Raw genomic sequence first — 20,140 nt, forward strand, 5'->3', positions numbered from 1 at the left:
TCACGCTACCTCTCCCGGCTGCTCACCGTCGGGAGTGCGCACCGGCAGGCCCTGCTCGGCCCAGGCCTGGATCCCTCCGTCGAGATTGTCGGCACGATAACCGTGGCCGCTCAAGAACTCGGCCATCTCACCGCTGCGCGTGCCGCTGCGGCACACGGTGACCACCGGTTGGTGCTGATCCACCTCCTCGAGCCGACTCGGCAGCTCACCCATCGGGATCCACCGTGACCCGGGAATGCGCCCGGCCTGCCACTCCTGCGGTTCCCGAACGTCGACCAACTGCACTTTGCTTTGCTGCTGTTCGTGCAGCTCCTTTGGATCCATGGCCACCTCCTATTTCCGACACACCCGCGAACCGGCATGCCAGACCGACACGCCACTTCCGGTTCTTCGTGCCTCGGTTACCCATGCCCCGGCCCACCCATGCCCCACACCGACGTATGGGAGTGTCTGATGGTCGGCTCTGGCTCATATTCGGTGGTGACGGTGGGTAGCCGTTTCGGTCGACTGCGCCGCATTGTGCCAGGGTGAGACTGGTGCGACGTTGATCAACTTCTGAATTGCTGTACTCTGGGTTATCTTCCCTGGTCATCGAGGGTGTCGAGGATGGTACAGGGACGATCATCGTTCGCGTATCGACACGGTCGCGGCCGGTGGTCTGCCCGGGCTGCACTCGCCCCGACGGGGCGGGTGCATGGCTATGTCGAGCGGCGGCTCGCCGACGTGCCGGTGGACGGGCGGCCAGTTGTGGTACGGGTGCGGGCGCTTCGGATGCGCTGCTCGCCGCTGGGGTGTTCGCGGCAGACCTTCCGCGAGTAACTGGCCGGTGTGGCCGAGCGGGATCAGCGCCGCACCGCCCGACTGGCCACACAGGTAGGCCGTGTTGTACGGGAGCTGGCCGGGCGCGCCGGGTGTTCGAGTCCTGGCTGGTCTCGGTGTCGCGCTGTCGCGACAGACTGCACTGCGGGCGCTGTTGCGTCTGCCGGGCCGGTCCGGCCGGTGTCGGCCGTGATCGGGGTGGACGATTTCGCCCTGCGTAAGCGGCAGCGCTACGCCACCGTGATCACCAATGCAGTCACCGGCGAGCGCCTCGATGTCCTGGCTGACCGCACGGCGGACACGCTCGAAGCGTGGTTGTGTGAGCATCCCGGCGTGCGGGTGGTCTGTCGAGATGGCTCCGGCGCCTACGCCGAAGCGATCCGCCGCGCGCTACCCGACGCGACACAGGTCGCGGATCGGTGGCACCTGTGGCACGTACGCCGTGAGGCGCTTTAAAGAAGTCGCCGCTCACAGCGCGTGGTGGGGCAAGACGGGTCCGCTGCCGCGTGGGTGCAAGCGCGCCGCCACCACGCGCGAACGCTGGCAGTAGGTCCATGATCTGCTCGATCACGGCGTCGGAGTGCTCGAAATCAGCCGCCGACTGAATCTGGCGCTGAACCCGGTCAAGCGCTGCGCCCGCATCGACCAGCCCGAACGGCTGGTGCGGGCTCCGCAATACCGTCCCACGCTGGTCGATCCGTTCCCTATCTACCTGCGCCAGCGCCGCGAACAAGACCCGGCCGTGCCCGTGCTGCAACTGTTCCACGAGATCACCGAGCGCGGCTATACGGGAAATCAGAACCGACTGTATCGCTACATCACGCAAGGCCGTGTCGAGGCCGACCGCCCAGCGATGTCTCCCAAGCGCCTCATCCGCCACCTCCTGACCCACCCGGACAAGCTCCACGATCACCAGCGAGAGCGGATCGACACGGCGACTGACGCGTTCCGAGGTGACGGCGCTGGGCTCCCTCATCTGCGACTTCGCCGCACTGCTCACGCCCGAGCCCGGCAACAACGAGTGCCTGAGCTGCTGGATTGACCAGGCCCAGGCCGAGAATCTGCCCCACCTCCACGCCTTCACCCGCGGCCTCGAGTTCGATCGCCCCGCCGTGGCGCCGCCCTCACCCAGCCATTCCATAATGGACGAACTGAAGGAGTGAACACCAAGACCAAGCTGATCAAGCGACAGATGTACGGACGCGCAGGCTTCGCCCTCCTTCGCTACCGCATCCTCCATGGCTAACAGCGCCCACCGTCACCGCCGAATATGGCGGGAGTGTCGGGTTTTCGGTGTAAGTGGTCTTGGGGTGGTTAGTTGGTGGTGCTGGGGACGATGCGGCCTTCGAACGTGGTGGCGAAGGCGTTGAGGGGTCGTTTCCAGCGCACGATCCATTTCGCGCGACCCTTGCCGGTGGCGTCAAGCGCCCGGGTGGTGAGGTAGAGACACTTGATCGCGGCTTGGTCGTGTGGGAAGTGGCCGCGGGCTCGCACCGCCCGGCGGTAGCGGGCGTTGAGGCTTTCGATGGCGTTGGTCGAACAGATCACCTTTCTGATCTCGGCGTCGTAGTCCAGGAATGGCACGAATTCGGCCCAGGTGCGCTGCCAGAGCGTGACGATCGCCGGGTATTTCTGGCCCCAGCTGTCAGTAAAGTCCTCAAACCGTGCTTGTGCGGCGGACTCGGTCGGGGCGGTGTAGACGGGCCGCAAATCGCGGCTGAGTTTCTCCCAGTCCTGGCGGGCGGCATAGCGGAAGGTGTTGCGGATCAGGTGGATCACGCACGTTTGCACCGTGCACAACGGCCACACGGTGGCCACCGAGTCGACCATGCCCTTGAGCCCGTCGCAGACGAGGATGCAGATGTCTTCGACACCACGGTTTTTGAGTTCGGTGAACACCTGCAGCCAGAACTTCGCGCCCTCACCGCCATCCCCGATCCACAACCCGAGGATGTCACGCTCGCCATCCACGGTGACGCCGATCGCGACATATACCGGCTTGTTGGTGACCTGCCCGTCACGGACCTTGACCGCGATAGCATCGACGAACACGACCGGATACACCCGATCCAACGGTCGATTGCACCATTCGGTCATTTCCTCGAGCACCGTATCGGTGATCGTCGAGATGGTGTCCTTGCTGATCCGGGCCCCGTAGACCTCGGTGAAATGCGACGAGATCTCACCGGTGGTCATCCCGCGCGCCGTCAGCGACAGCACGATCTCGTTCACACCTGACAAGCGGCGCTGCCGCTTGCGCACCGTCTGCGGCTCGAAGCTGCCCTCCCGATCCCGGGGCACCTCGACCTCGACCGGTCCGATATCGGTCAACACCGTCTTGGACCGCGACCCATTACGCGAATTGCCCCGGTCGCGGCCGGCTGGGTCGTGCTTGTCATATCCCAGGTGATCGGACAGCTCGGCCTCCAGCGCGGTCTCCAACACGCGCTTGGTCAAGCCGGTCAGCAACCCGTCCGGGCCGGTGAGCTCCACACCCTCATCCCGGGCCTTCGCAACAAGCTCGGCCGCCAGTTCCTGCTGCTCCGTGGTCAACGAGTCCATCGACTCGAGGCTCTCGGTCATCACAGTCCTTCCCGCCGAACACACTCGGCGTGTCAGGACCACTTACACCGATCGACCGACAGTCCCACACGGCATTGACCGAGAAACGTGAAGGAGCCAACGTGCCCGGCTACGTGTACTGGGCTTCGCAATCAAGCTGTTCTCGCGCCTGGTCAAGGGCTGTCGTGTCTTCGACCTGACAGCCCGTCTCCGACGGGAAGCCGACATGGTGAAGCAGGAAGAACGGGCGCAATTCACTTCTGCTGCGCGGAGACGTGCTGTCAGTCGAGAGACGCGGTGTCGGGCGCAACCTTCGATCAATAGCGAACACGTCAGAAGAACCGCGAAAGGCGTTCCTTCAAGTGCATCGTTCCATTACGTTCTTGGCATTTCGGTCAATCGCGGCCGATGAGCTTCCGCAGGAACCCACTGATGCCTCCGTGTTGGGCGCTCGGGGCGCAGTCGCATCGTTGGGATTTCGGTACTCCCGCGAGCACCTGTTCCACGTGCTGGCCGCAGCCTGCATATGTCGGTTTGCCGCACGTGCGGCACTCAACGCGACGACACATGTTCCACCTTCCCTTTCTCTTCCTGAGAGAGTTGTCGATTCGGCCTGGGCGGTCCTCATCCGAGAGCCGAGGGGTTGACGACGGCGGCCACGGCGACGAAGACCGCGACGGCCAGCACCACGAAAGCGAACCAGCGGCGCACGGTTGACGAGTCCAGCCGTGCCGACAGCCGAGCGGCCACGATAGAAACCACCAGAGACGTGCCTGCGAACAACAACAGGACCCGGTAATCGATGGTCGCGATCGAGCCGGCGTGCGCGGCGAGTCCAGCTCCCGAGTTGATTAAGACGACCACCAACGAGGTCGCCACCGCTTGCTGCGCTCCCAAGCCCAGCAGCAATGACAGCGCGGGGACGATAATGAATCCGCCGCCGACGCCGAACAGTCCGGTAAGCACACCAACCGACGCGCCGGCGAGCACAGAGCGCGGCGAAGGCCAGCAACAGCCAGCGCTGCGGGAAGAGCTTGCCGAGCGCGGCGCCACCAAAGGCGGCCGGGATGCCGGCCGCGCCGAAGACCAGCGCCACCGGCCACCGCACCGCACTGCGCCGCTCGCGGGGCATCAGCGCGCCCAGCGAGGACAGCGCGACCACGGCCAACGAGGTGGGGATCGCCATCTGCAAGGGTTGCCCGACGCCATAGACCAGCGCCGGCACGGCGAGGATCGAACCACCCGCACCCAGCAGTCCCAGCGCCAACCCGATCACGGCGCCGAACACCACTGCCAACAACAACGAAACCACCTATCCCGGTGGCGGACTCATCGCCCGCCACCGCCGCCGCCAACGCCGTGCACGCACTTGCCAGAGAGCAGCCCTCAGCCGCGCGGCCCGCCCCCGCCGGTGAGGGCCTCGAGCAGGGCGCGACCGTCCGTGCGGGGAGTGCGGTTGTGGGGCAGCAGTCCGAGCACGCGGGACATGGCGCAGGTGTTGCTCACCGCGGCGAATGTCAAACCGGCGCCGACGAAGCCGGCGACCCACTTCAGCGGTTCGTAGGCGGTGCTGGCCACGACGCCGGTGAGCACGAGCAGTCCAGCGACCAGCCGCACCTGCCGCTCCATGGCCCAGGTGCCCCGGCCCTGGTTAAGCTCGCCTCCCTGCTGCTCCCAGCCGGTGATGCCGCCGCGCAGCACGCTGAGCCGATCGAGCCCGGCGCTCTCCAGCAGCGTGCGGGCCTGCTCGGCACGACCACCCGAGGCGCACACCAGCACGCCAGGGTCGCCGTGCTGGGCGGTGAGTTCCTCGCGGTGTTCCCGCAGCAAAACTGTGATCAGTTCCGCCGCGCGACGACCGTTCGGCGGGTCTGGTCGGCTAGAGTCATCGACGCCATGATCCCCCTCCATGGCTTGCGGTACCCGGCTTGGCCGCCCCCCCTCGAGCCGGGCACCGAACAGAAGATCGCCCCCGCATCGCGGTCGACGGACCCGTGAGATGCGGGGGCGGTCTCTCATCCGCCCGGCGCGTACCGTGGTCTCCGGTGCGCCCCTGTCGAAGCTGACCTCGGGAGCAGCTAGATGGCGCCGCTGAGCACGATGCGCGGCACAACACGAGGCGGGTACGGTTCCGCGTGCGCAGCGCGCCATCGGTGGCGTCGAGGCTGAGCGGCACAACGAGCGACTGCCCGGGCGTCTCCGAGCCCTACAGTGCTGCGTATTTTGATCTTGTGAAGCAGGCGTACAGCAGCAAAGAGGCGTGCCGGATCGTGGGGATCAACCCGCGGACCGGCAAGCGCTGGCGCAACGGAAGGCAGCCGACCGGAAACACGAAGGGTGCCCCACCGGTTCGTCCGGCGGGGCACCCCGATGTGTGTTCTCGGTACCTTGGCCAGCAGGAACGTCTCTACATCGCGGATCGTGGCGGGACAGGCGAGGATCCGCACAATCGCCCGGGAGCTGGGGCGATCACCGTCGACGATCAGCCGGGAGATCCGCCGCAACGGGATGCCGCCGCGGGGAGACATCCGCAAGTGAGCATACCGGCCCTACTCCGCGCAGGACCGGGCACTGGCCCGGCGACCCCGCCCCAAGCCACGCAAGATCACCACGAACCTGCAGCTGCACCCGGTCATCCAGGCCCACCTGGACCGCAAGCTCAGCCCGAGCAGATCGCCGACCAACTACGCCGGGACTTCCCTCCGTGTCCGCGAGCGGACGGGGGTGAGGGTGGTCCAGCCGTGCTCGGCGAGTCGGGCGGTTGTGTGGTGCCAGGAGTGGCGGGTTTGTCCGGCGCCGTGGAGGAGGATGGCGGTGCCGCGTGGTGGGGTGGCTGGTGGCGTGCTCCAGTGGTTAGCGGCCAGGGTGAGTCCCGCGCGGCGGTAGTTGCGGAGTATGGGGGGCGGTCACAGATTCTCCGGGGCGTCAGGGCTGAGTTCGCGGGCGAGGAGGTCGAGCAGATCGGCGCCTTGCTGTTCGAGTTCAGGGAGATGTTCCGCGGTGTCGGCGAGCGCGGTGACGCGGGTGGTAGTGGAGGTGTCGGTAGTAGCGATGCGGGCGAGGTCGTGCCAGAGCTGGGTGAGCTGGTCGTAGAGGTCGGCGGCTTGTCCTGCGATGGGCAGGCCGGTGCGGTGGGCGAGGTAGTGCAGGTAGTCGGCTTGCAGTCGGCGGAACAGGCTGCCGCCCGTGCCGGCCTTGTCGATGAAGGCGGCCAGCGCGGTGAGCACCGTGTCCAGTTGCGTGGGGGTGAACACGTCGGGCCAGCGCCGCAGGTCGTCAACGAAGACGCTGAGGCCGTCCAGGCCGGCGCCATACGGGCAGTCGGTCACTCCATCGAGTTGACTGGCAGGAACCAGTGACTGGGGGTTTCGCAGGCCTCGGGCGGCGGCGTGGCAGGCGTCGGCGGCGGTGTTGGCCAGGGGTGGGAGGTGGGTGGGGTAGCGCAGGCGGTAGCCGGTGTGCCGGGTTGGTGCGGGGAATCCGGTGGAGCTGCGGGCGCGGGCGAGCGCGTCGTAGGGGACGGGTTGGGGGTCGGCGCGGTCGTTGTCGATGACTGTGGCGGTTCGGGTGTGATCGTCGTATCCGGTGATCACGATGTCGTGGCGGCTCATGCTCAGCCGCACCCGCAGGTACGGGAGGTGAGCGATGTCGGCCCAGCACAGCACCGGATAGCCGTGGTCGAGTTCCTCGCGGACCCAGGCCCAGCCTTCGTCGGGATCGTCGGTGGCGTGTTGGGTAGCGGTGATCCCGAGACGGCGGGTGAACCCGCCGGTGAGGTCGGGGCCTCGGCCCACGAGGTAGATCGGTGGCCTCATGGCGGGGTGGCGCAGGTAGGTGAACCCGAGTTCGCCGCCGAGGCCGAACACGGTGCCTTCGTCGAGTGGCGTCTCGTCGTAGGACAGCTGGGCCCAGTGCATCAGGTCGCGCAGCGCTCCCGACCCGCAGTGCCCGGCCACCTGGTGTGGGTAATCGCTGATGATGTGTCGTCCGGTCACGAGGTACTCCTGTCCTGTTCGGCGACAAGCGCAGGGTCGGTAGCGTCGCAGCCGTGGGTTTCCACTGTGTGCCCGCGGTTGCGTCCGGGCGCCCACACCGTGAGCGCGACGGCCGTGACCGCGGTAATCACGGCAAGGGCGCTGAGGGTGTCGTGGACCCCGTCGACGAAGGCGCGCCGCGCCGCGACAGCAAGACCAGGCCCTGCGGGAGTGTCGCTGGCGATCCGAAGAGCCACGGCCAGCGAATCACTGGCGTGGGCGCGGGCTTCTTCCGGAAGGTGAGTGATCGTCGGGGCGAGATGGGTGCTGTAGCTGCTGGCGAGTAGACTGCCGGCCAGCGCGATCCCCACTGCAGCGCCGAATTCCCGGGTGACGTCGTTGACGGCGGAGGCCACCCCCTGTTTGGCGCGAGGAACGCCGCGCACGATGGCGGCGGTGGCCGGAGTCGCGCAGATGCCCAGACCGAGCCCGAACACCCCGAGGAACACCACCAGCCGCGGATAGTTCTCGTCCACCCCCAGCCCGCCGATCCCGACCAGCGCGCCAGCCACCAGCGCCAGCCCGGCACCGGTCATCACCCGCAGCCCCACCCGCTCGCTCACCCAGGGCGCGAGTACCGCTGCCACTACCAGCGGAGCGGCCACCGGCGCCAACGCCAACCCCGCCTGCAGTGGTGAGTAGCCCCAGACCAGCTGCAGATGCTGCATCAGCAGGAAGAACACCCCGAACGCCGCCAGGAACTGCACCACCAGCGATACCGCGCCAGCGCCGAATCCGCGATCACCGAAAAACTCGACCTGCAGCAACGGTGCCACCCGTCGCCGTTCGACCAGCACGAATCCCGCCCCCGCCAGCATCCCACCGCCGAGCGATGCAACAACCAGCGCACTGTCCCAGCCGTGATCGGGTGCCTCGATCATCCCGAACACCACCAGCCCCACCGCCACCGCCGACAGCACCGCCCCCGGGACATCCAGCTCGGGCGCCGCAGGCTCACGTGACGACGGCACGAACAAGGCACTCACCACCAGCAGCAGTGCCAACGCGGCGGTGGCCACGAAGAGCGCACGCCACGGCCAGACCGCCAACACCACCCCGGCCCCGAGAATGCCCAGCACCGCACCCGCCCCAGCGAACCCCGCCCACACTCCCACTGCACGCGCAGCCTGCCGGGCAGGGAACTCCGCGGTCAGAAGTGACAGTGTTGCCGGCATCACCAGGGCCGCCCCCAACCCCGCAGCCGCCCGGCACACAATCACCCCGGTCGGAGTATCCACCACCACCGGCAGCGCCGAACCCACGGCGAACACGGCTAGCCCAGCCAGCAGTACACCGCGCCGCCCGAGACGATCTCCCACTGCACCCGCCGGCAACAAGACGCTCGCCAGCACCAAGGTGTAAGCATCCACAATCCACGTCGCTTGCGTCTGGCTTGCCCCAATATCCGCTGCCAACTCCGGCAATGCCGTCATCAGCGACGCCACCCCGGCCATCACCAACGCCACGGCTAGACACGACACCGCCAGCGTCCAGCCACGGCGTACTCCTCCGGGTTCCCCGGTCGGCTCCGCCACACGATCACCTACCAGACTCGACATTTGTGAACCGACAGTATTGGACCTAGACTAGTAGTTCCACAAGTCCGGTTCTCGATTAAGCTTGCTCATGTTCGCGCCGTCCTCCGGGTTCGCAGGAGATCGATGTCCACCGCCGCCCCCACACCCAGCACTCCCGACGAAGACCCGCGGCTGGCGCGCTCCCGCGCACGGCTGCTCGACGCCGCCACCCAGCTACTGGCGGAAGGCGGCATCGACGCGGTCACCATCGACGCGGTCACCCGAACCGCTGGCATCGCCCGCGCCACCCTCTACCGCCACTTCGGCACCGGCACCGAACTGCTCGCCGCCGCCTTCGAACGCCTGCTGCCCCCCGTCGCACCCGCACCCGCCCACGGCCCCCTACGCGAACGACTGCTCACGCTGCTGACCAACCAAGCCCACCTCATCGACCACGCCCCCCTGCAGCTGACCGTGCTGTCCTGGCTCGGCATGAGCATCGCACCAGCACCCTCGACCCCCACGCAGAGCGACCGCCCCCGCCTACACACCCTGCGCCGCCGCATCATCGAGCAATACCGCCAACCCTTCGACGCCGTCCTCACCAGCGACACCGCCCAGAACACACTCCACACTCGCATCGACACCACCAGCGCCCTCGCCCAGCTCATCGGGCCCCTCATCTTCAACCGCCTCGTCACCGGCACCCCCAACGACGAACAGTTCTGCATCCACCTCGTCGACGAGTTCCTTACTAGCCACACTCGACAACCGCCTCCGAGGTAACCCTGGGTGGCGCCGTCAAGGCCTTTCCGGTACGGACAGGCGGGTCTCATAGACAGCAGGGCGCTTATCGTCAATTGCTGCTGGCCCACTCGCCTGCGCCGCGCAGGATCTGCCTTGTCCCACCGCGGCCACCACACCGAGTGACGCGCCCCGGATTAGGTGGAGACTCCTCGTTTGAGCGAGGGATGTGGATCAGGCCCCGGAGGACGAGTTACTCGCGTGGCGTGCGCGATCGATGGTGGCGATGGCGTTGGTGCTGGCGCGCCAGGCGGAGTACGACTCGCAGTGGGAGGCGATCCGCTCGATCGCGGCGAAAGTGAACGTCTCGACCGAGACGCTGTGCAAGTGGGTCAGGCGGCGGAGGTTGATGCGGGCCAGACGTCCGGCACCTCGAGCGAGGATTCGGCCGAGTTGACGCGGCTGCACCGGAGAATGCGTAATTGCGGCGCGCAGACGAAATACTTAAGGCGGCGTCGGCCTTCTTTGCGCGCGATCTCGACCCGCGGTCGCCACGCCCGTTCGATTTTCACGGAACACAAGGGCTGACTCGGGGTTGAGCCGATCTGTTCCGTGCCGACCGATTTTGGCATCACGATCGCCCGTCCACATATTATGCCGCCCGGTTGTGCTGAAGTCGGAGCGTGACGAGCAAGACAGGAATTGATGGAAGAGATCCAACAAGTGCATGACGCCAATTGTCAGATGTGCGGCGCTCGGAAAATATGGCGACAGCTGAATCGGGAAGGTGTCCAAGTGAGTCGCGGCCGATTGAATCGGCCTGGCTGGGGCGGCGCGCGGCAAGACAGTGTGCAACAATCCTGGTCCGGGACGGCGTCCGTGCTGCTGACCTCGTGAAACGGCAGTTCGCGGCGGGGTGCGTCGAACTGGCTCTGGGGTACGGTTTTCAGCCACGTGGCGACTGGTCCGGCACCGTCTATGTGGTGTTCGCCGCGGATGTGTTCTCCCGTAGAATCGTCGGGTCGGGTGGACAGAGTATGCATGAGGACGATCTCATTATGGATACTCTCGAAACGGGGTTTGCGCGATCGAGGCTACCGTGTATTCGACGGTGTTTTTAAAGCGTGTGCACCGTTCCGACTCCGGGAGGATAGTACATCTCGTTGCGGTTCACCCAGTGTCTGATTGACGCGGGCATCGATGCGTCGATCGGAACGGTTGGCAGTGCTCTTGATAACACGCTCCCTGGAACCATGATCGGCCTGTACGCACGGAGCTGATTAAGCCGTAGTGGGCATGGCGCCTAAACGAGAAGTCGAAATCGCCACCGCCGCGCATGGGTGGAGTGGTATAGCAACCGACAACTTCACGAGGCCTGTGGCCATCGGCTGCCGACCGAGTTCGAGACCCTGTGCGAGTTAGCCAGCCTGGTCGCCTGACACCAACAACGAGCCTCCCCGAAGACTTGGGACGCTTCAAAGACCCTGCTGCCACCGATTGGTCTGGCTACATCCAGAAGTGCGGCTGCTCTAGGTGTTCGATTTTGGGACAGCGTGGTTGGTGGGGACAGGGTCGACGATGCCTGTGGTTATGACGCGTATCACTAGGAGGTGGACCCATGACGGCCGCGACTGACACCGCCCCACGGGTTGGGCAGGGCCAGGCGGACATCGTGCTCGACGCGGTGGTGCTCGGCGCCGGGGTGGCCGGCTTGTATCAGCTGCACCAGTTGCGCGAGCAGGGGCTGCGTGTGCGGGCCTACGAGGCGGGCTCCAACGTGGGCGGAACCTGGTATTGGAACCGTTACCCGGGCGCCCGGTTCGACAGTGAGGCCTACATCTATCAGTACTTCTTCGACGAGGTCCTCTATAAGGAGTGGAGCTGGAGTCAGCGGTTCCCGGACCAGCACGAGGTGGAGCGGTGGATGGACTACGTCGCCGACCGGCTCGACCTGCGCCGGGACATTCAGTTTTCCACGACGATCACTAGCGCGCACTTCGACGAGGACCGTGGGCGCTGGCTCGTGGGCACCGACCGCGGCGAGACGATCGACACGCAGTTCTTCGTCGCCTGCGGAGGTATGCTGTCCGCGCCGCTGGAGAACGTTTTCGAGGGACAGGACGGCTTCCGCGGATCGGTGTACCACACGTCCCGCTGGCCGAAGGACGGTGTCGAGCTGGCGGGTAAGCGGGTCGGTGTGGTCGGTATCGGTGCGACCGGCATCCAGGTGATCCAGACCATCGCCGCCGAGGTCGAGCACCTCACCGTGTTCGCACGGACGCCGCAGTACGTGCTGCCGATGAAGAATCCGGACTACGGGCCGTCTGAGCAGGCTTGGTACAAGAACCGGTTCGAGGAGTTGCGGGCCACACTGCCGCACACGTTCAGCGGGTTCGAGTACGATTTCGAGCACGAGTGGGCCGCATACACGCCTCAGCGGCGTCGGGAGATCCTCGAGGAGATCTATCAGGACGGGTCGCTGAAACTGTGGCTGGCCAGCTTCGGGGAGATGTTCTTTGATGAACAGGTCAGCGAGGAGGTCTCCGAGTTCGTCCGGGAGAAGATGCGCGAACGCCTCAAGGACCAGCGGCTGATCGACATTCTGGTGCCCACCGACTATGGGTTCGGCACCCACCGCGTCCCGCTGGAGCAGGGCTATCTCGAGGTCTATCACCGCGACAACGTCACGCTGGTCGGGGTCCGGGATAACCCGATTGCTCGAATCACCCCTGATGGCATCCAGCTCACCGACGGCACTGTCCACCAGCTCGACGTGATCATTCTGGCGACCGGTTTCGACGCGGGTACCGGGGCTCTGACTCGAGTCGATATCCGCGGCCGGGACGGCCGGTCGCTGGCCGAGGACTGGAGCCGGGACATCCGCACCACGATGGGCCTGATGGTGCACGGCTACCCCAACATGCTCACCACCGCCGTCCCGCTGGCTCCGTCGGCGGCCCTGTGCAACATGACGACCTGCCTGCAGCAGCAGACGGAGTGGATCACCGACGTCATCCGACACGTGAAGGCGCAAGGCAAGTCGGTGATCGAGCCGACCCAGGAAGGCGAGGATGCCTGGGTGGCCCACCATGAGGAGATCGCGAGCGCGACGCTGGTGCCGAAGACCCACTCCTGGTACATGGGCTCGAACGTGGCGGGCAAGCCGCGACGTCTGCTGTCCTACATCGGCGGGGTGGGCACCTACCGCGAGAAGTGTGACGAGGAGGCTGTCGGGGGCTACCCGTCCTTCCGGATGACCTGACATGAACTGACGCAGTCAGGCAGAGCGTTCACGCTGGTCTACGGTCGTGAGTGTTGCGCATGGTGAGCACCACTCGCAACACTCACGACCAGACGTCCGTCGGTCCCGGCGGCACAATCGAGTGCCGGACAGCGCGGTGCGGCGAGGGGTCTCAGATCGTGATGCCGTACTGGCGGATCTTGCGGTAGAGCGTGGAACGGGCGATGCCGAGTGCCCTGGTTGCTGCCACCCGGTTGCCGCCGGCCTCGCGCAACGCGGTGACGATGGCGTCGCGTTCGGTCTCGTCCACGGGGCGCAGCGAGCTGCGCGGCACGCTCTGACAGAACGTGGGAAGGTCGGCGGCCTCGATGACACCCACCGGCCGCCGTGCGAGCGCGGCCGACAGGGCTCGTTTGAGCTGCCGGACGTTGCCCGGCCAGTCGTAGCCGCCGAGTACGCGCATGGCATCGCGGGACAGGCAGGTATCGCGATGCGGCGCGAGATCGGTTAGCAACGCCTCTACCAGGCCGGGCAGATCGGACCGGCGATGGCGCAGCGCGGGAACGATCGCCGAGGCGCCGAAGGTGGCCAGCAGCCGTTGGTAGGAGGCCCGCTCGACGATAGCCTCCGAGGCCGTCGCGGCGACCGTCCCCGAGACCCTGCCGGGGGTACCGTCGGGCGCGGGGCCCAACGCCTCGGCGAGCCTGCTGAGGGACTTGGCGTGCAGCCGGTCGATGTCTCTGAGTACGTACAGCGTCGGCTCTGAGGCCGGCTCCCGGAGGCGAGCGCAGATCTGCGACGGTGCCGCCGCGACCTCGTCGGCGTTCAGCGCGATGACCTGTCCTGATCCGGAGGCGAGCCGGTGCAGCTCGGCCAGCAGGGTGCAGCGGCCGGTCCCGGGTTCGCCGAGGACCAGGACCGGGGTTCCGGCACGGATCGCGGTCTCGACGGTGGCCGCCGCCGCACGCCATGCCGGCGACCGGCTCTCCAGCATCCCGTGGCGCGGGGTGTCGACTGTGGTGGAACGCGGCCGGCCGTTCTCGATCATCAACGGGGTGGGGCGCGGGAGGTCGGGCTGGGTCGAGACGACGGCGACCATGCCCGCGATGTCACCGCCCACCTCGACCCTGGCGCCGCGCAGGCGGACGCAGGTGCCGGAGGGCAGTTCGACCTCGTCGTCCACGGTCGCGTGTCGCGACATGACGAACCGGACGTGGTCCTGCAGCACCTCCTGGTCACGCGCGTCGAGAAGGTCCCGCAGCGGTGAGTTGCCCAGCACGGTCCGCCGGCCGACGGCCAGCACGGCCTGCCTGCTGCGCGTCTCCACCCGCGAGTAGGCGTCGAACAGCGCCTGCTGTGCCTGGTCGCGGTCTGCCAGCAGGTTGTGCTCGATCTGTCGTGCTGCGGAGCGGACCAGCGAGTGCATCAGCGGCGTGGAGTGCTCGCTCATGCAGCTCAGGTCGAGCACGCCCTCGATCCGTCCGGTGAACGGGTCACGCACCGGCGCGCCCGCGCACGCGAAGTCCTGCAGCGACTCCACGAAGTGCTCGGCGCCCACCACGTGCATCGACTCACCGAACTCCAGCACCGTGCCGACGCCGTTGGTGCCGACCGCTCCTTCGGCGTAGTCGAAGCCTTGCGCGAAGTACACCCGATCGAGCATGCGCGCGATCCAGGAGTTGCTGTCCCGGCGGCTGACCAGGCGGGCGCGTTCGTCGGTGAGCGCCACGCTGATCGGGAGGTCGGCGATCTGTTTGGAGAGTTGATCCAGTACGGGCTGTGCGCAGCGGACGAGACGAGCGTCGAAGTCGAGCTCTGGAGAGTAGGGGGGAGCCACCTCGTGTGGGGGAACTCCTCGGTCAACGCTGCGCCGCCAGGATGCGGCCACGTGGCCTGGGACTCCGCGCAGTTGGAGGTCTGCGTTCTCGATCAAGTCTGCGCGGGCTGCGGCAAGCAGGAGCCGCTGATCCGCGAGTTCGCCCATCGGTCCACCACCTCCTTGTGGCATCACACACAGAGCGAGATGTTGCCATGATGCCCCAGAAGTCAAGGCCGTGACGTGTCCCAATTTCGGACACTTCGCGGGCCCGCGACACATGCACAGTGGGCGCACGCCAGGGACCGAAACGGGAGGCCAACGATGATCGACAACCCGTACTACACCCAGGAATTCCACGGCGACTACGAGCTGATCAGCATCGGCAGGCTCGACCTCGAGGAGGGCGGCTCGATTCCCGACTGTCAGCTCGCGGTCGCGACCTTCGGCACGCTGAACGAGGCCAAGGACAACGCCATTCTGGTCACCACCTGGTACTCCGGCACCCACCAGGTGTGGCGGGAGAACTACATCGGAGCAGATCACGCGCTGAATCCGGACGAGTACTTCATCGTCGTCATCAACCAGATCGGCAGTGGGCTCTCCACCAGCCCGCACAACGCCGCGGGCGCCAACGCGGAGCTCGCGATGTCGAAGTTCCCCCGCGTGCGAACCGGGGACGATGTCGTCGCCCAGGAGCGCCTGCTGCGCGAGCACTTCGGCATCGAGAGGCTGCAACTGGTCGTCGGCGGCTCGATGGGTGCTCAGCAGACTTACGAGTGGGCCGTCCGGTTCCCGGACAAGGTCAGGCGGGCGGCGCCGATCGCGGGCACCGCGCAGAACACGCCGCACGACTTCCTGTTCGCCCAGGTGCTGTGCGAGGCGATCACCTCGGACCCCGGGTTCAACGGGGGCGAGTACGGGTCGAACGCCGACGTGGTCGAGGGACTGAAACGGCACGCCCGCATCTGGGCGGTGATGGGCTTCTCCACCGAGTTCTGGAAACAGGAGGTGTGGCGCGCTCTGGAGTTCCACACCAAGGAGGAGTTCCTCGAGGGCTTCCTGGAGCCGTACTTCACCGCCATGGACCCCAACGACCTGCTGTGCATGGCCTGGAAATGGCAACACGGCGACGTCGCCCGCAACACCGAAGGCGACCTGGCCGCCGCACTCGGCCGGATTACCGTGCCCATGTTCGTGATGCCGATCAACGAGGACATGTTCTTCCCCGTGCGCGACTGCCGCGCCGAGCAAAAAATGGTCAAAGGCAGCGAACTACGGGTGATCGACGACGTACTCGGGCACCTCGCACTGTTCGCCGTCGCCCCCACCTACATGCCCCAGGTCGACCAACACCTCGGTGAACTACTCGCCCGCCCAGCCTAAACCTCCTGAGTTAGGTGCAGAACAGCCGAAGAATCGGAAGCAGGACCGCTGATGTATCGCTTGATCGTGTGTTACGGGCACCCCGATAACCGGGCCGCCTTCGACCAGTATTACAACTCCACCCACCGCCCGCTGGCCGACAAAATCCCTGGAGTGCGGCAGTGGCATGCTGGCAAGTGTACGACCCCGGACGGATCCAAGCCGCCGTACTACCTGGTCGCCGAGCTCGTCTTCGACTCGAAACAAGCCCTCGAGGCCGGACTCGCTTCCCCAGAGGGCCAAGCCGCCGCTGCGGACATCGATAATTTCGCCACAGGTGGCGTGACCATGCTCATCACCGACGACTGGATCTAGCCGCGATCTTTTATGGTGATCCTCGGACGGGTGTCCCACGCAGCGCTGCTGAAGATTTCCTACACCGACATCTCCTTCGCGTTCAGGGCACAACACAGGTCTTGACAATTCCTCGCTGGCACCCCGAAGCGGTGGTTAACGCGTGTCCAAGTGAATAGGCTTGCCGTTTGTCCTCCGGAGATATCCGACCGAGACGCCGGGTGCTTCGCATGGGGTTTGCCGCCGCGTCTCCGGCTCGGCAAGTATGACAGCGGCGCGACCACATTGACCTTGACGAGGAATGCCGTGTTGTACAGCCTTATTGCACGATCACGAAGATCGGAGCCCAACGATGAAAGTTCCACTGAGCCCTCTGCAGTTCGCACGCCGCACCCGCAGGCTCCACCCGTGGCGCGAGGCGGTGGTGGACGGCGAGCTTCGGCTGACCTACGAGGAATTCTTCACCAGGTGCGACCGGTGGTCGGCGGCGTTGCAGCGGATGGGAGTGTCCAAGGGCGACCGCGTGGCCTACATCGCGCCGAACACGCATGCACAGCTGGAATCGTTCTACGCGGTGCCGCAGCTCGGCGCGGTCCTGGTACCGGTCAACTATCGGCTGGCGTCCGACGATTTCGCCTACATCCTCAACCACTCCGGCTCCAAGGTGGTGTGCGCACACGGGGACCAGCTGGACAAGCTGGACAAGATTCGCGATCAGCTGCCCCACGTGGAGCACTTCGTCGCCCTGGAGGAAGCCCGCGACGGCTGGGAGGACTACGAGGCGCTCCTCGCGGCATCCGAGCCACACTTCACACGACCGGACATCGACGAGAACGACCTGCTGACGATCAACTACACCAGCGGCACCACGGCCCGCCCCAAGGGCGTCATGATCACCCACCGCAACGCCTACATGAACTCGGTGGGCACACTGATCCACCTACGTCTGGACACCGGGCAGGGCTACCTCTGGACGCTACCGATGTTCCACGCCAACGGGTGGACCTACACGTGGACAGTCACCGCGGCCGCCGCCAAGCACGTCTGCCTGCGTGCCGTCGAACCCACACGCGTATTCGAACTGATCCGCGCTGAGGACGTGCAGTGGCTGTGCGCGGCGCCGACCGTGCTGATCTCGCTAGCGAGCGCACCCGAGGACGTCCGAGGAAACCTCCCTCCGGGCGTCCGGGTGGTCACTGCTGGCGCCCCGCCGGCGGCAGCCACCATCCAGCAACTGGAGCAGGAGTTCGGCTGGACCATCACGCAGGTGTACGGGCTCACTGAAACCGCCCCGTTCATCACGGTCTGCGAACCGCTGCCGGAGCACGACGGTCTGTCTCCGGACGAGCTCAGCGCTGTCAAAGCGCGGCAGGGCGTCGCGCTGATCACCTCTGGCGAGCTCAAGGTCGTCGAGGAGAACGGCGATGAAGTCCCGTGGGACGGTCAGACCATCGGCGAGATCGTGATCCGGGGCAACGTGGTCATGGATGGCTACTTCCGCTCCCCAGAGGCAACGGCCGAAGTCCTGCGCGACGGCTGGTTCCACACCGGCGACGCGGCGGTCACCCACGCCGACGGCTACGTCGAGATCCGGGACCGCATCAAGGACGTCATCATCTCAGGCGGCGAGAACATCTCCTCTGTCGAGTTGGAAGGTGTGCTGCTGCGGCACGAGGGTGTTCAAGAGGTCGCGGTCGTGGGCGCGCCAGACGAGAAATGGGGCGAGACACCCCACGCCTTCGTCGTTCCCGTCGGCGAGACGCCGGTTACCGGTGACGAGCTGATCGCGTTCGTGCGCGCGAACCTCGCGCACTTCAAGGCACCGCGCCAGATCACGTTCGTATCCGAACTCCCCAAGACCGCCACCGGCAAGATCCAAAAGTACGTGTTGCGTGGGAGAGATTCCGCGATCTCGCAACAGGGGCCAACGCCCGGTCAACGACCATCGAAGGCAGGGTGAGTAAACCGACGAACGCGGCGATGATGAGCCTACGTACCCGTGCTCGCCCGCCCGTTGCGTCCGATCCCGCCCGCACCGTCAGTCCGGCAGCCTTCGGCCCGGGGGAGTGTCGGGTTTTCGGCTCAGGCTGACTTTCGGTGGTGACGGTGTGTGTCTCATCCGAGTAGGATGCGGTGGTGGAGCAGAGTGTAGCCTACGCGGCCGCACATTTGTCGCTTGAGTAGCTTTGTTTTGGTGTTCACACCTTCTGTTCGTCCATTGTGGAATTTTAGAGTGAGTGCGGCGTTCACGGCGGGCCGATCGAGGTCGAGGCCGCGGGTGAACGCGTGGAGGTGGGGCAGGTCCTCGGCTCGGGCCTGCGCGATCCAGCTGGACAGGCGCTCGTCGTTGTTGGGGGTCGGGTGTGAGTAGTGCGGCGAAGTCGCGGACAAGGGCGGTGAGTGCGGTCATTTCGGGGCAGGCGCTGGTCGCGGCGTAAATCCGTTCTCGCTGATGGTCGTGGAGCGTGTCCGGGTGAGTGAGCATGTAGCGGGCGAGTCGTCTGGGTGAGGTCGCGGGCCGGTCGGATTCGACGCGTCCTTGTGTGATGTAGCGATACAGCAGGTTCTGGCTTCCGGTACAGCCGAGCTCGGTGATCTCCTGAAGCAACCGGGGTACCGACACCGCTGGATCTTCCGCAGGGCGGCGACGTAGGTGGTCGCGGAACGGGTCGACCAGGGTTGGCCGATACTGCGGAGCGCGCACCAGTCGTTCGGGCGCTTCGATGCGGGCGTAGCGCTTGACCGTGTTCAACCCCAGGTTCAACCGGCGGGAGATCTCCAGCAGTCCGGCGCCGCGATCAAGCAGATCATGCACTTGCCGCCAGCGCTCCCGAGTCGTGGTGGCGCGCTTGCCCTCCTGTAGTGGTGGGCCTGTCTTGCCCCAGCACGCACTGCGGGCGGCGACTTCCTTGAGGACGGCCTCGGCGAGGTTGTGCCAGAGATGCCACCGGTCGGTGACCTGCACTGCGTTGGGTAGTGCGCGGCGGATCGCTTCGGTGTAGGCCCGGAGCCATCCCAGCACACCACCGGCACCCCCGGGAGGCCGCGTAACCAGGCTACCAGCTTGTCCGCCGTGCGGTCAGCCAGGACGTCGACGCGTTCACCGGTGACCGCGTCGATGATCACGGTGGCGTAGCGCTGCCGCTTACGCAGGGCGAAATCGTCCACCCCGATCACCGGCGGCACCGGCCGGTCGGGCATCGGCAGCCGCAATAGCGTCCGCAGCGCGATGTGTCATGATAATCCGATACCGAGCCTCGCCCGGACCCGAGTGCCGGCGCGCCCAGCCGACTCCCGCACGACATGGCCCACCTGCGTGGCCAGCAGGGCGGTACGGGGCTGATACCGCTCCGCCACACTGGTTAGGGGCTCGCGGAACGTCTGCCGCGAACAGTCCACAGTGCAACACCGCATCCGCCGTGCCCGCACGCGCACCACGACGCGTCTTCCGTCCACCGGCACGTCGGCCAGCGACCGCTCGACATAGCCATGTACCCGCCCCGTCTCCACAGCGCATCCCGGGCAGGCCACCGGCCATGACCGCGTCGATGCCCGGACAGCAATCGTCCCAGCCTCATCCTCGATACCCAGGATGACCAGGGAAGACAATCCCGAGAACTCCAACGCAAGAAGTTGATCAACGTCGCACCAGCGTTACCCTGGCACAACGCTCTGTGGTCAGTCGGCC

At 66.2% G+C, this 20,140-nt stretch carries 14 protein-coding genes and 3 pseudogenes; 8 read left to right on the top strand and 9 right to left on the bottom strand.

Features of this window, described 5'->3' with window-relative positions:
- Positions 1 to 324, bottom strand: a complete 324-nt coding sequence (locus tag REH65_RS14135) for a rhodanese-like domain-containing protein (protein ID WP_406692761.1) — start codon at positions 322 to 324, stop codon at positions 1 to 3.
- 236 nt (positions 325 to 560) lie between these two features.
- Between REH65_RS14135 and REH65_RS14140 the strand changes: the two are divergent.
- Positions 561 to 2,065: pseudogene (locus REH65_RS14140) on the top strand (ISL3 family transposase).
- 68 nt (positions 2,066 to 2,133) lie between these two features.
- Here REH65_RS14140 and REH65_RS14145 read toward each other — a convergent pair.
- The 3 genes and pseudogenes from REH65_RS14145 to REH65_RS14155 all read right to left on the bottom strand — a co-directional run bounded on the left by REH65_RS14145 (position 2,134) and on the right by REH65_RS14155 (position 5,211).
- On the bottom strand, positions 2,134 to 3,381 hold the full coding sequence (locus REH65_RS14145; RefSeq protein WP_406693162.1) for an IS256 family transposase: 1,248 nt from the start codon (positions 3,379 to 3,381) through the stop codon (positions 2,134 to 2,136).
- A 624-nt stretch (positions 3,382 to 4,005) separates the two neighbouring features.
- Positions 4,006 to 4,693, bottom strand: a pseudogene (locus REH65_RS14150) (TSUP family transporter).
- Positions 4,694 to 4,767: 74 nt separating this feature from the next.
- On the bottom strand, positions 4,768 to 5,211 hold the full coding sequence (locus tag REH65_RS14155) for a rhodanese-like domain-containing protein (protein ID WP_406692762.1): 444 nt from the start codon (positions 5,209 to 5,211) through the stop codon (positions 4,768 to 4,770).
- Between the two features lie 540 nt (positions 5,212 to 5,751).
- Here REH65_RS14155 and REH65_RS14160 point away from each other — a divergent pair.
- Positions 5,752 to 5,919 (top strand): helix-turn-helix domain-containing protein, encoded by a 168-nt coding sequence (locus REH65_RS14160; protein ID WP_406692763.1) that lies wholly within the window; start codon positions 5,752 to 5,754, stop codon positions 5,917 to 5,919.
- Between the two features lie 368 nt (positions 5,920 to 6,287).
- Here REH65_RS14160 and REH65_RS14165 read toward each other — a convergent pair whose 3' ends face one another.
- Positions 6,288 to 7,376, bottom strand: coding sequence for a BtrH N-terminal domain-containing protein (locus tag REH65_RS14165; RefSeq protein ID WP_363794794.1), 1,089 nt, complete (start codon positions 7,374 to 7,376; stop codon positions 6,288 to 6,290).
- Positions 7,373 to 8,881: an MFS transporter gene (locus REH65_RS14170; RefSeq protein ID WP_363794792.1), complete on the bottom strand. Its 1,509-nt coding sequence runs from the start codon at positions 8,879 to 8,881 to the stop codon at positions 7,373 to 7,375. The genes REH65_RS14165 and REH65_RS14170 overlap by 4 nt, the downstream gene beginning before the upstream one ends.
- 195 nt (positions 8,882 to 9,076) lie before the next feature.
- Between REH65_RS14170 and REH65_RS14175 the strand changes: the two genes are divergently transcribed.
- Entirely contained in the window at positions 9,077 to 9,718 is a 642-nt protein-coding gene (locus REH65_RS14175) for a helix-turn-helix domain-containing protein (protein WP_363794790.1), read from the top strand.
- 192 nt (positions 9,719 to 9,910) lie between these two features.
- On the opposite strand, the gene REH65_RS14180 is transcribed toward REH65_RS14175, so the two are convergent.
- Positions 9,911 to 10,144, bottom strand: coding sequence for a hypothetical protein (locus REH65_RS14180; protein ID WP_363794788.1), 234 nt, complete (start codon positions 10,142 to 10,144; stop codon positions 9,911 to 9,913).
- 237 nt (positions 10,145 to 10,381) lie between these two features.
- Here REH65_RS14180 and REH65_RS14185 point away from each other — a divergent pair, with 237 nt between their 5' ends.
- Together REH65_RS14185 and REH65_RS14190 are read left to right on the top strand one after the other, a co-directional pair.
- A complete protein-coding gene (locus REH65_RS14185) occupies positions 10,382 to 10,573 on the top strand; it encodes an IS3 family transposase (protein WP_406692764.1) in 192 nt (63 codons plus the stop codon).
- 721 nt (positions 10,574 to 11,294) lie between these two features.
- A complete protein-coding gene (locus REH65_RS14190) occupies positions 11,295 to 12,938 on the top strand; it encodes a flavin-containing monooxygenase (RefSeq protein WP_406692765.1) in 1,644 nt (547 codons plus the stop codon).
- 151 nt (positions 12,939 to 13,089) lie between these two features.
- Here the strand turns inward: REH65_RS14190 and REH65_RS14195 are convergent, their stop codons facing one another.
- On the bottom strand, positions 13,090 to 14,754 hold the full coding sequence (locus REH65_RS14195) for a helix-turn-helix domain-containing protein (protein ID WP_363794782.1): 1,665 nt from the start codon (positions 14,752 to 14,754) through the stop codon (positions 13,090 to 13,092).
- A gap of 303 nt (positions 14,755 to 15,057) precedes the next feature.
- Between REH65_RS14195 and REH65_RS14200 the strand changes: the two genes are divergently transcribed.
- From REH65_RS14200 to REH65_RS14210, 3 genes are all read left to right on the top strand, one after another.
- The gene (locus REH65_RS14200; RefSeq protein ID WP_363794780.1) at positions 15,058 to 16,119 is read left to right on the top strand and encodes an alpha/beta fold hydrolase; all 1,062 of its coding nucleotides are present in this window, start codon (positions 15,058 to 15,060) and stop codon (positions 16,117 to 16,119) included.
- 51 nt (positions 16,120 to 16,170) lie between these two features.
- Complete coding sequence (locus REH65_RS14205) at positions 16,171 to 16,473, top strand: EthD family reductase (protein ID WP_363794778.1); 303 nt, start codon at positions 16,171 to 16,173, stop codon at positions 16,471 to 16,473.
- A 331-nt stretch (positions 16,474 to 16,804) separates the two neighbouring features.
- Positions 16,805 to 18,412 (top strand): long-chain-fatty-acid--CoA ligase, encoded by a 1,608-nt coding sequence (locus REH65_RS14210; protein ID WP_406693163.1) that lies wholly within the window; start codon positions 16,805 to 16,807, stop codon positions 18,410 to 18,412.
- Positions 18,413 to 18,567: 155 nt separating this feature from the next.
- Here REH65_RS14210 and REH65_RS14215 read toward each other — a convergent pair.
- Positions 18,568 to 20,076 (bottom strand): annotated as a pseudogene (locus REH65_RS14215) (ISL3 family transposase).
- Positions 20,077 to 20,140 lie beyond the last annotated feature (64 nt).

It is taken from the genome of Saccharopolyspora sp. ID03-671, from assembly GCF_045278815.1.
Classification (GTDB): Bacteria; Actinomycetota; Actinomycetes; order Mycobacteriales; family Pseudonocardiaceae; genus Saccharopolyspora; species Saccharopolyspora ipomoeae.